Source organism: Sinorhizobium fredii NGR234, assembly GCF_000018545.1.
Lineage (GTDB): Bacteria > Pseudomonadota > Alphaproteobacteria > Rhizobiales > Rhizobiaceae > Sinorhizobium > Sinorhizobium fredii_A.
The window spans coordinates 3173629-3185000 of record NC_012587.1; the positions used below are offsets into that span (position 1 = coordinate 3173629).

At 62.0% G+C, this 11372-nt stretch carries 12 protein-coding genes, 1 tRNA gene and 2 rRNA genes (1 of these 15 running past the window's edge); 7 read left to right on the forward strand and 8 right to left on the reverse strand.

Features of this window, described 5'->3' with window-relative positions; translation table 11 throughout:
- From NGR_RS26235 to NGR_RS26250, 4 genes are all read right to left on the reverse strand, one after another.
- A complete protein-coding gene (locus tag NGR_RS26235; protein ID WP_012709516.1) occupies positions 1-666 on the reverse strand; it encodes an amino acid ABC transporter permease in 666 nt (221 codons plus the stop codon).
- 11 nt (positions 667-677) lie between these two features.
- Positions 678-1340 (reverse strand): amino acid ABC transporter permease, encoded by a 663-nt coding sequence (locus NGR_RS26240; RefSeq protein ID WP_012709517.1) that lies wholly within the window; start codon positions 1338-1340, stop codon positions 678-680.
- Between the two features lie 9 nt (positions 1341-1349).
- On the reverse strand, positions 1350-2129 hold the full coding sequence (locus NGR_RS26245) for an amino acid ABC transporter ATP-binding protein (RefSeq protein ID WP_012709518.1): 780 nt from the start codon (positions 2127-2129) through the stop codon (positions 1350-1352).
- A 73-nt stretch (positions 2130-2202) separates the two neighbouring features.
- Entirely contained in the window at positions 2203-3036 is an 834-nt protein-coding gene (locus NGR_RS26250) for a substrate-binding periplasmic protein (protein ID WP_012709519.1), read from the reverse strand.
- 202 nt (positions 3037-3238) lie between these two features.
- On the opposite strand from NGR_RS26250, the gene NGR_RS26255 reads away from it, so the two are divergent.
- Both NGR_RS26255 and NGR_RS26260 read left to right on the forward strand, forming a co-directional pair.
- Positions 3239-3958: a GntR family transcriptional regulator gene (locus NGR_RS26255; RefSeq protein ID WP_164924504.1), complete on the forward strand. Its 720-nt coding sequence runs from the start codon at positions 3239-3241 to the stop codon at positions 3956-3958.
- Positions 3958-4725, forward strand: a complete 768-nt coding sequence (locus tag NGR_RS26260; protein WP_165447172.1) for a pyrroline-5-carboxylate reductase — start codon at positions 3958-3960, stop codon at positions 4723-4725. Before NGR_RS26255 ends, NGR_RS26260 begins: the two co-directional genes overlap by 1 nt.
- Before the next feature lie 131 nt (positions 4726-4856).
- Here the strand turns inward: NGR_RS26260 and NGR_RS26265 are convergent, their stop codons facing one another.
- On the reverse strand, positions 4857-5333 hold the full coding sequence (locus tag NGR_RS26265; protein WP_012709522.1) for a MarR family winged helix-turn-helix transcriptional regulator: 477 nt from the start codon (positions 5331-5333) through the stop codon (positions 4857-4859).
- A 238-nt stretch (positions 5334-5571) separates the two neighbouring features.
- Between NGR_RS26265 and NGR_RS26270 the strand changes: the two genes are divergently transcribed.
- From NGR_RS26270 to NGR_RS26290, 5 genes are all read left to right on the forward strand, one after another.
- A complete protein-coding gene (locus tag NGR_RS26270) occupies positions 5572-6105 on the forward strand; it encodes a hypothetical protein (RefSeq protein WP_012709523.1) in 534 nt (177 codons plus the stop codon).
- Positions 6089-6253 carry a hypothetical protein gene (locus NGR_RS33875; RefSeq protein ID WP_432654025.1) on the forward strand — a complete coding sequence of 55 codons (165 nt, stop codon included), beginning with the start codon at positions 6089-6091 and terminating at the stop codon, positions 6251-6253. The genes NGR_RS26270 and NGR_RS33875 overlap by 17 nt, the downstream gene beginning before the upstream one ends.
- A 183-nt stretch (positions 6254-6436) precedes the next feature.
- Complete coding sequence (locus NGR_RS26280) at positions 6437-6988, forward strand: Spy/CpxP family protein refolding chaperone (protein WP_012709524.1); 552 nt, start codon at positions 6437-6439, stop codon at positions 6986-6988.
- A gap of 137 nt (positions 6989-7125) precedes the next feature.
- The gene (locus NGR_RS26285; RefSeq protein WP_012709525.1) at positions 7126-7824 is read left to right on the forward strand and encodes a response regulator; all 699 of its coding nucleotides are present in this window, start codon (positions 7126-7128) and stop codon (positions 7822-7824) included.
- A 68-nt stretch (positions 7825-7892) separates the two neighbouring features.
- Positions 7893-9140 carry a sensor histidine kinase gene (locus tag NGR_RS26290; protein ID WP_012709526.1) on the forward strand — a complete coding sequence of 416 codons (1248 nt, stop codon included), beginning with the start codon at positions 7893-7895 and terminating at the stop codon, positions 9138-9140.
- A gap of 261 nt (positions 9141-9401) precedes the next feature.
- Here NGR_RS26290 and NGR_RS26295 read toward each other — a convergent pair.
- The 3 genes from NGR_RS26295 to NGR_RS26305 form a co-directional block, all read right to left on the reverse strand.
- Positions 9402-9478: transfer RNA gene (locus NGR_RS26295), tRNA-Met, on the reverse strand.
- Between the two features lie 253 nt (positions 9479-9731).
- Positions 9732-9846 (reverse strand): 5S ribosomal RNA (gene rrf / locus NGR_RS26300).
- A gap of 243 nt (positions 9847-10089) precedes the next feature.
- Positions 10090-11372 (reverse strand): 23S ribosomal RNA (locus NGR_RS26305); it runs 1516 nt beyond the window's last position.

Here is an 11372-nt window from a genome sequence, read left to right on the forward strand (position 1 = left end):
TCAGATCGCCAGCTTGGCAAGCACGCGTCGCTCGACGAGCGTCACCGCGCGGGTGAGCGGAAAGGCGATGAGGAAGTAGATGAGGGCGACGACCGTCAGCACCTCGATGGGGCGCGCCGTATTGTTGGAGATGTTCTGGCCGACGAACATCAGGTCGGCCATGCCGACGGCGGAGACGAGGGCGCTTTCCTTGAACAGGCTGACACAGTTCGACAGCAGCGTCGGAATGGCCCGCAGCACCGCCTGCGGCAGGATCACGCTCGTCACCTGGACGCGGCGCGGCAGGCCGAGCGCGACGCAGGCGTCGAGCTGCTCCGGACCGATCGACTTCAGCGATGCCCGGAACGTCTCGCTGGAGATCGCACCCATGTAGAGCGTGAGTGCGATGACGCCGGAGATGAGGTTAGAGAGCTCGACGTCGAGGATCAACGGCAGGCAGAAGAAGATCCAGAACAGCTGGACGAGCACCGGCGTGCCGCGGAAGAACTCGACATAGACACTGGAGATTGCCCGCAGCACGGTGCTCCGCGATGTCCGGGCAAGCCCAATGAAGAAGCCGAGGCTGCAGCCAAGCACGACGCAGATCAGCGTCAGCTTGATGGTCGTCCAGAGACCGAGCGCCAGCGCCTCTTGGAAGCGAAGGATGATGGAGAAATCGAGTGCCATGGTCTTTCTCCTCAGCTCATCATCAGCTGGCGGCGGCGTTCCAGGAAGCCGACGATCTGGCTGACGGGAAACGAGACGGCGAAGTAGACGAGCGCAACGATGGTGAAGGTCTCGATCGGCCTGTAGGTCTCCGTCGCCAGTGTCTTCGCCTGATACATCAGGTCCTGCACGGCGACGATGGCGACCAGCGCGGTTTGCTGGAAGATGCCGATGCCGTTGGTGAGCAGCACGGGAATCGACGCCCGGACCGCGGTCGGCAGCACGATGTAAAGCGTGCGCTGCAGCGGATTGAGGCCAAGCGCGATGCCGGCATCGAGCTGCTCGCGCGGCACCGCCTGGATCGCGGCACGATAGGCTTCGGCGTTGAAGGCCATCAGGTTGAGGCCGAGCGCCAGTATGCCCATCGTCATCGAGCCGAGGAAGACATTGAAGAGCATCGGCACGCAGTAGAAGAACCAGACGATCTGGACGATCGCCGGCGTGCAGCGGAAGAATTCCACGAAGAGCATCGCCGGCAGCCGGACCGGCGCGAACCGGCTCATGATCAGCAGCGCCAGCGGAAAGCCGAGCACGACGCCGATGAGATTGGCGGCGACCGTCAGCTCGAGCGTGACGATCAGCCCCTCCCAGAGCGGACCGAAAGAGACGGACTGGAAGTCGAAGGAATATCCCATCTCCCCCTCCTAGTGCCGGATATGGAAGACGCGGTCGATGAAATCGCGGGTGCGCTCTTCCTTCGGCGCACCAAGCACCTGCTCGGGCGGTCCATCCTCGACCACCACGCCGCCGGCGCAGAAGATGACACGCGAGGCGATGTTCTTCGCAAACCACATGTCGTGGGTGACGATCATCATCGGCATGTTCTGCGCGGCAAGCTGCAGGATGACCTGCTCGACTTCGGCGACGAGTTCGGGATCGAGCGCCGACGTCACCTCGTCGAACAGCATCAGCTTCGGATCGAGCATCAGGGCGCGGGCGATCGCCACGCGCTGTTTCTGCCCGCCGGAAAGCTGCGCCGGATAGGCATTCGCCTTGGCGCCCAAGCCCAAGCGCTCGAGCAGCGCCTGGGCACGTTTGGTGGCGCTCGCCTTGCCTTCGCCCCTGACCTTGCAGGGTGCGAGAATCAGGTTCTGGATGACGGAGAGATGCGGGAACAGCGTGTAGTGCTGGAACACCATGCCGATCGAACGCCGAACCTCGGTGTCGATCTCGGTTTTCCTGTCGGCGCCCTCCGACGAGATATAGGGCTTGCCGCCAAAACTGATCGCGCCGCTGTCGATCTTCTCAAGCCCCATCATGACGCGCAGCAGCGTGCTCTTGCCGCCGCCGCTCGGGCCGATGACGACGACCCTTTCGCCGGGCTTCATTTCGATGTCGAGCCCTTTGAGGACTTGGATATGCGGTCCGTAGCTCTTGTGAAGGGACTGGATTTTGACAAGGGGGGAACTGAAATTCATCGTCATCGCCGATCTCGCTGGTCAAAGGAGGGGATGAGAGGGGCCGGGCAGCCGTTCACGGGGCCCGGCCGGGCTGTCATTATTGCGCGCTCTTCAGCACTTCATCGACGGCCTTCTTGATCAGTTCCTCGACGTGGCCCGTCGCCACTTTTTCCTCGAGAAAGATATTGACCACTTCGACGTCGGATGCCGACAACTGATGCGGCAGGCCGAAGGCAACACCCTGTTTCGCCAATGCCGGCGTCGGGTTCAGCGCGACCGCCCAATCGGGATTCGACTGGGTGAAGAGCTGGTTGGTGTCGGAGGCATCGACGAGGATATCGGCCCGCCTGGAAACCACCGCCAGGCGAGTCTCGTCATTGCCCGGCAGGCGCAGGATCGTGGCGTTCTTCACCGCAGCGGTAATCGCCTTGTCCTGGGCAGTGCCCGACATGACGGCGAGCGTCACGTCCTTGTTGTCGATGTCCGCAACCGAGGTTGCTCCGGCCGGAATCTTCGGGTTCTCCTTGTTGTAGGCAAGCGAGATCTGGTACTCCATCGCCGGGACCGAGAACTGCACGGCCATGGCGCGCGCCGGCGTGCGGTTCAGCGCCAGCGAGAGATCCCATTTTCCGGCCTGCAGGCCGGCGACGATGTTGTCCCAGGTCGTATCGACGAACTCCGGCTTGACCTTCAGGACATCGGCGAATTCGCGGCAGAGATCGGCGAAGAACCCCGAATATTCGCCGCTCGCCGGATCGCGCATGACGTAGGGCGGAGCGACGGCCGCGCCGCAGCGAAGGACACCCGCCTTCTGCACGCCCTGCCAATAACCTTCGGCGTTCTGGGCGGATGCGGCGGTGGTTGAAAGACCGGTGATCAGGGCAAGCGCAGGCAGCGCCCGCAGGACGGGCGAAAGCATCTTCGAAAGCATCGTCATTTCCTCTGTTTGACGGGCGCGCGGCGCGCGCGGTTCCTCTCGTCGGCTTCAAGCCGATCTTTGCTATATTTGTCGTCTACGTGTCGACAAGAATATTTATGTCGTCTACGTGTCGACAAAGTCAAGAGGAAAATTTACATTGTCGTGGTCGCGATTTTCTGGCCCTATGGGCCGAGCATCGGAGAAAGCGAGCCAAGTGTCTGACGAGATTGAAATGAAACGAGCCAGGGGCACTGGCTGGAAAAACGTCTACGAGACGCTGCGCAACGAAATCCTGGCGCTGACGCTCGCTCCCGGCCAGCTCCTGGACGAGAGCACGCTCGCCGAACGTTTCGACATGTCCCGTTCGCCGGTTCGCGAGGCCTTGATCAGGCTCGCCGGCGAGGAGCTTGTCGTGACGCTTGCCAACCGCAGCACGATCGTCGCGCCGATCGAGGTGGCGACCTTCCCGAAATATGTCGAGGCGCTGGACATCGCGCAGCGCATGAACACCCGGCTTGCCGCGGAACTGCGCACCGAGACGGACCTCAAGGCGATAGCCAAGCGGCAGAAGGAATTCGAGACGGCCGTGAAAACCGGCGACCATCTCAGGATGTCGGAAGCCAACAAGCAGTTCCATATGGCGATTGCGCACGCCGGCCGGAATCCCTATCTGGCGTCCTTTTACGAACGCCTGCTCAATCAGGGCCAGCGCATGCTGCATCTCCACTTCGAGTATCTGGAGCGCACCCATGAGGGTTATCTGCTGACCGACGAGCACAACCAGATGCTCGAGGCGATCCGGGCCAGGAATGTCGACCTCGCCGACGAGCTGGCCCATGCCCACACGCGGCAGTTCCAGCAGAACTTCATCAACTTCATGCGCGAGAACTACACGACGGATGTCTCGCTTGGCCGGCGCAAGGCGGCGGAATGATGCGCATCGGCTTTGTCGGCACAGGGACGATCACCGAGGCGATGGTGACGGGTATCGTCGGCTCCGACCTCGGGGTCGAGGAGATCCTCGTCTCGCCGCGCAATCGGCAGATTGCCGCCCGGCTCGCGAGCCGGTTTTCGTCGGTGCGGATCGCCAAGGACAACCAGGACGTGGTCGATGCCGCCGACGTGCTGTTTCTTGCCGTCCGGCCGCAGATCGCCGAGGAAGTGATCACGGCCCTCGCCTTTCGGGCGGGCCAGACGGTCGTCAGCGTCATCGCGGCAACCGATCGTTCCAAGCTCCTGGGCTGGATCCGGGAAGACGTGCGTTTGAGTCAGGCAATCCCGCTGCCCTTCGTCGCCGAGCGCGCGGGTGTGACCGCGATCTATCCGCCCAATCCCGAGATTGCCGCCATCTTTGCGGCTCTCGGCAGTGCGGTGGAATGCGAGGCGAAAGAGGAATACGACCTCCTCGCCGTCGCCAGCGCGCTGATGGGGACTTATTTCGGTATTCTCGACCGGGCGACCGGCTGGGTGGCGGAGAAGGGCGTGGCCCGCGAAAAGGTCCGCGCCTATCTGGCGCCACTCTTTGCCAGCCTGGCACAGACGGCGGTCAGGGCAGAGACGACGCCCCTCGACACATTGAGGCGCGAGTTCTCGACGCCCGGCGGCCTGAACGAGCAGGTCTTCGACGATTTCGAGCGCGGCGGCGGAGGCCGGGCGCTGACGGATGCGCTCGAAGCCGTATTACGCCGCGTGAGACGATAGCGCGTCAGTTCACTCCCAGCGCCAGGCAGAGATCGGTCGCACTCTGCGGTTCCTTGGAACGCGAACCGCAAGGCAGCCCGAAAACCTGAACCTGGTAAGAGCGGATCAGGCCCGCGACGGCACCCTGGCGGTCAGCTCGGCTCCGTGGCATCTTCATCTCTTTCAAGCTTGTCCCGCAGCAGCGTCATGACACGGTGGGCCGTTTCAATCTCCCCCACGGAAATCCCCTCCGCGAGCGCATTGACCCGAGGGTCGTACAAGCGAATGGCGTCGTCGTAGGTCTGCCGCCCTTTTTCGGTCAGAACGACGAGTTGCGCGCGGCGGTGATGCGGATTGGGCTCGAATGTGACGAACTCTTCCTTCGCCAGGTCATTCACGATCCGCTGCACGTTCTGGCGGTTCGCCCCGAGATCGCGCGCAAGCCAGGCAACCGGCTGCGGCCGGCCCGCTGCCACGATGGCCCCAAGGATTTGCCATCGGGCACTGGTCAGCCCTAGAGGAGCCACGAGTCGATCACCCCAGCTCAAAGTCAAGTTGTTGGCCCTGAACATCGTGAGAATGAAATGGGTCAAGGCATCACCGGCCGCAGTTCGATTGGGCTCACTCATTTGTCACCATGCAATTCTATTGACATTATAGTGTCATCATAATATGTTGCTTCATACCAAAATGACATCATAGAACCATAACGTAAAGACACACCATGTCACTCATCCGCTCCACAGTTCGCTCTCTCTCGACAGAAAGATCGCGACCGACCCGGCTTTCCGCTCGGCCTACGAGCGGGCATTTCTGTATCAACCGCCCCTCGATACTCGGCTGTTAGCCAGAGAAATGCAGGACTTCATGACCAAAATCATTCATCCGCTCGCCGGCACGCTCGCGCTGCTTACAATTGCAGCTTTCTGGATTTCGACCGTGCTCAGCGAACTCTTCGCGTCCCAAACCTCGATCATCGCTGTCAAGACAGCCATACCGTGGGGCTTTTTGCTCTTGGTCCCGGCCATGGCTGCGGCAGGAGGCTCGGGTTATGCTCTGGGAAAGCAACGGAAGACTGGAGTGGTCGGCTCAAAGGCCAAGCGCATGCCGCTGATCGCCGGGAACGGAGTTCTCGTTCTCATCCCCTCTGCCATATTCCTCTCCTCCAAGGCGCAAGCGGCCGAGTTCGATGCCGCGTTCTACGCGGTGCAGGCGCTCGAGCTGATTGCCGGATCGGCCAACCTCACGCTGCTCGGCCTCAACATGCGCGACGGTCTGAAGTTGACAGGCAGACTCAAGCGCCGGCGCAGCCCGCATAAAGGGCAACTCGTTGGCCCTGCAACACCTGGAGAAGGCCAATCCCAATTTCCGCCTGATCGCCACGATGACGGCGGAAGGTGAATCGGCGCAGGGCTGGGATGGGGAAACCGGCATGATCGATGCCGCGATGCTGCGGCGCCATCTGCCTGACATGCTCGCGCCCGTCTACTACGCCGGCCCTCCCGCGATGGTGCCATGCGGAGCATGCTCAAAGGACTTGCATCGCTGAGGGGGCCACGCGCTTCGAGGATTTCCACGACTACTGAACGCCATTTGCCCGCCACCGTTGGCCGATCCACAACGGCGCCGCTCCGGCTTTACATTTCTTTACATTCACCCAGAAGGCCAGAAACGGTGCCCGGTTAGCTTTCCCCCATTGCAGCAGGTGCTGCGGAGTGAAAGGAGACTGACCATGGAAAACGAAGACAAGAACCTGCCGAGCCCGACCGCCGTCGAACCCGCTTCGAAAGGATGGGGGCGGCGCGCCGCGATCGGCGGCCTTGCAGCCGTCGGCGTTGTCGGCGCGGTCGGCTTTGCAGCCGCGCGCAGCGACGATTTCGGCTTTGGCATGGGCCGCTTCGGCATGGGCGGCCATATCATGCAGGCGCATATGGGAGGTGGCGGCTTTATGGAACAGCGGATCGGCTCCATGCTCGACGAACTCGACGCGACGCCCGAGCAGGAAGACAGGCTTTGGGACATCATCGACAAGGCGCGCACCGAGATCAGGCCGACCTTCCGGGACTTCCGCGAAACGCGCGAGGAGGTTATCGAACTCCTCGGCGCGGCGACCATCGACCGCGCCGCCGCCGAGAAGCTGCGCGGCGAGCGCATCGCAGCCATCGACGAGGCCTCGCGCAAGATGACGACGGCGCTCCTTGACGCCGCCGAAGTGCTGACGCCGGAGCAGCGCACCAAGCTCGCCGAACATTTGAAGGAGCGAAGGGGCCGCGGCCGGTGGTAAGACTGAGTCGGCTCCTGCATGTTTCCTTGGATCCTAGCCGATTTAAGGTTGAAATCATGCAGGGTTTCAAAGTGCTACAGCGACCCTTGGCGTCTGATAAGACGCGCGGCGCCGTAGGCCGGTGAACGGAGGACAAGATGGCGGAACGGGTCTTGATCGTTGACGACGACACGCGCCTGTCCGCCATGCTCGCCGACTATCTCTCGGGAAACGGCTACACCGTTAAGACCGCGGCGACGGCCACGGCCGGCCTCACCGACCTTGGCCGCCGTGCGCCGGACGCCGTGATCCTCGACGTCATGCTCCCGGATCTCGATGGCTTCGAGACCTGCCGCCGCATACGGGCGGTCTCGGACGTGCCGATCCTCATGCTTACGGCCAAGGGCGAAGAGACGGATCGCATCGTCGGGCTGGAGCTCGGAGCCGACGACTATCTGCCGAAGCCCTTCAATCCGCGCGAACTGCTGGCGCGGCTGAAGGCGATCCTGCGCCGTCGCAACGGGAGTGCCACGGTTTCGCGGACCTTTCGCTTCGGTCGCCTGGAGATCGATCCAGGATCCCGCTCGGTCAGGATCGACGGCCGCGTATGTGCACTGACCAGCTACCAGTTCGACCTGCTTGTGGCGCTTGCCGAAAATGCCGGCCGCACGCTGTCGCGCGAGCAGTTGATGGACGCAGTCAAGGGCGAGGAACTGGAAGCCTTCGACCGCTCCATCGACGTCCATGTCTCGCGCATCCGGGCAGCCATCGAGAGCGATCCCAGGCATCCGCGGCGCATCATCACCGTGCGCGGCGCCGGCTATGTCTTCGCCCGCTTCCAGGATGACGAGAGATAGAGCATGTTGCCCAAAAGTGTGCGGCGGTTTTGGGATAACGACATGCATCCAAACAGAGACCCAGAGCGATGCGCAGCCGGCTATTCCTGAAAATCTACCTGACGCTGCTGGCGAGCCTGGCCGCCGTCGCCATCGCTAGTGCCGCCTTCGTATGGCTGGGACAGGGCGAGGAGGATGTGAGTTGGCAGAGCCAGCGCACCCGGTTCGTCACGGCGCTCATTCCGCCCGACATGGACCGGCGGTCGGTCGAGGCGACGCTGCAGCGGTTTTCACGGGCTTTCGATGCCGACATAACGGTATACGATCCGCAGGGCAGACCGCTCGCCAGTGCCGGCCGGCCGCTCCCGCACGACATTCTGTCGCGGCGCTGGCGTCGCGACAGCGGCGACCTTCACACCATGGTGACGGAGTTGCCCGACGGTCGCGCAGTCGCCGTGCGGATGGAGCGGCCTTTCCGTCCGGCCGGCCGCAATCCGCTCGCCTATCTGGCGTTGATCGCCGGCGTCATCGGGCTCGCCGCCTATCCGGTGGTGCGCCATCTGACGCGCCGCTTGGAGCGGCTGCGCCGGGGCGTCGATGCCTGGGGACGAGGCGATTTCGTGGCTCGTGTGCCCGCGGACGGCAGCGACGAGGTGGCAGCGGTGGCGAAGAGCTTCAACAAGGCCGCCGATCATGTCGAGCGGCTGATCAAGTCGCACCGCGCCCTGCTTGCCAATGCCAGCCACGAATTGCGCTCGCCGCTTGCGCGCTTGCGGATTGCGATCGATCTCTTTGAGCAGGTGCCGGACGAGAAGCGCAAGGAGGAGATTGTCCGCAACCTCGCCGAGTTGGACACGCTGGTCGAGGAGATCCTGCTGGCGAGCAGGCTCGACCACGTCGAGAAACTCGACGGCAGCGAGCCGGTCGATCTCCTCGCCCTGGTCTCGGAGGAAGGAGCGCGCAACGGCGTCGAGGTCTCCGGCACGCCGGCGATCGTGACAGGCGACGCGCGCCTGCTCGGCCGGCTCGTGCGCAATCTCATGCAGAACGCCCTGCGCCACGGCCGCCCGCCTGTCACCTCTACTGTCGCGCCGGTGGCCGGTGCGGTGGAACTCCGGGTCCGCGACCACGGCCCAGGCATAGAAGAAAGCGAGAGCGCCCGTGTTTTCGAGCCCTTCTACCGACCCTCGGGACGCAGCGAGGCGGCGGGCGGCTGGGGCCTGGGGCTTGCGCTGGTGCGCCAGATCGCCGAGCGCCACGGTGGCGCGGTCCACTACGAAACGCCGTCGGACGGCGGCACCTGCTTCGTCGTGAAGCTTCCACTTCGCGCGGCCTGAGCTTCGCGCCGGTGACCGTTCCAGCGGTGGGCATGCGGAGGGCTGGCGTTGCGCCGTGCGGCGATCTCAGGCGATCCTGACTTTGCTGCCGGCCAGAAAGCGCCGGCCGTCCTTTCGGAACCGGAGTGCTCAATCTTCAACGGTTTGCTTACGCAAGGATGGTTGGCTTCGGGGAAGCGCGCGCCGGCCGCTCGCTGTGGAACGGATCCCAGGAACGCAAAAAGCCCCGCGAAGGGGGCTTTTGTGGATCGCCGGGATCGTTGGTTGCGGGGGCAGGATTTGAACCTGCGGCCTTCAGGTTATGAGCCTGACGAGCTACCGGGCTGCTCCACCCCGCGCCATCTAGGTAAACCGCTTGCGGTTTATCCGTTCTGCGTAAACCGCTTTGCGGTTTATCGCGGTAACGCAAATCCTTTGGATTTGCGGTCTGTGCCGAGCAAATTGCGAAGCAATTTGTCTCGTGTAAGGAAGGCACTGTCTATTCTGATCTTATCTACGCAGAAGGGCCGCGTATTGCGGCCCGGTGTTCGGCTTGGGCCGAGCGTGTGTCGAGAAGATGATCTTATGAGTGTTTTTTCTTGCGCTTTGCAGACCTGGCAGCGACCTACTCTCCCGCGTCTTAAGACGAAGTACCATCGGCGCTGGGGCGTTTCACGGCCGTGTTCGGAATGGGAACGGGTGCAGCCACCCCGCCAGAACCACCAGGTCGGCAAAGCGCAAGCTTTTGCGCCCGGAGGGCGCAAACTGAATGAGAAGCTGGTGAAGTCCGCGTAAACCGCCTGCGGTTTATCGCTTTCACTTCGTTTTTGAACACGTCATGCGTCTTATCCGGACAACTCCAGCAGCCGGCAGAGCCGAGCCGCCAGTCGTCTGGCGCGCCGTCCGCAGCGCCTTTGGCGCGTGAGGACAGAAGAATGATGCTCATCTATGATGAGCATAAGCAATGGGAACGATCAAGCCGATCGAACGATTAGTACCGGTAAGCTTCATGCGTTGCCGCACTTCCACACCCGGCCTATCAACGTGGTCGTCTTCCACGGTTCTCGAGGGAATACTCGTTTTCAGGTTGGTTTCCCGCTTAGATGCCTTCAGCGGTTATCCATTCCATATATAGCTACCCTGCTATGCCCTTGGCAGGACAACAGGTCCACCAGAGATATGTCCATCCCGGTCCTCTCGTACTAGGGACAGATCCTGTCAATATTCCTACACCCACGGCAGATAGGGACCGAACTGTCTCACGACGTTCTGAACCCAGCTCACGTACCGCTTTAATTGGCGAACAGCCAAACCCTTGGGACCTGCTCCAGCCCCAGGATGCGATGAGCCGACATCGAGGTGCCAAACAACCCCGTCGATATGGACTCTTGGGGGTCATCAGCCTGTTATCCCCGGCGTACCTTTTATCCGTTGAGCGATGGCCCTTCCACGCGGGACCACCGGATCACTATGACCGACTTTCGTCTCTGCTCGACTTGTCAGTCTCGCAGTCAGGCGGGCTTATGCCATTGCACTCGACGAGCGATTTCCGACCGCTCTGAGCCCACCATCGCGCGCCTCCGTTACTCTTTCGGAGGCGACCGCCCCAGTCAAACTACCCACCATACACTGTCCCGGATCCGGATGACGGACCGCGGTTAGACATCCATGACGATAAGGGTGGTATTTCAAGGATGGCTCCACGAGAACTGGCGTCCCCGCTTCAAAGCCTACCACCTATCCTACACATGCCGACACGAATGCCAGTGTAAAGCTATAGTAAAGGTGCACGGGGTCTTTCCGTCTGACCGCAGGAACCCCGCATCTTCACGGGGAATTCAATTTCACTGAGTCTGCGTTGGAGACAGCGGGGAAGTCGTTACGCCATTCGTGCAGGTCGGAACTTACCCGACAAGGAATTTCGCTACCTTAGGACCGTTATAGTTACGGCCGCCGTTTACTGGGGCTTCGATTCAGAGCTTGCACCCCTCCTCTTAACCTTCCAGCACCGGGCAGGCGTCAGACCCTATACGTCGTCTTGCGACTTCGCAGAGCCCTGTGTTTTTGATAAACAGTCGCTACCCCCTGGTCTGTGCCACCCCACAATGGTTGCCCATCATGGGGTCACGCTTCTTCCGAAGTTACGCGTGCAATTTGCCGAGTTCCTTCAACGCAGTTCTCTCAAGCGCCTTGGTATACTCTACCTGACCACCTGTGTCGGTTTCGGGTACGGTCTATACGGTGGAGCTATTT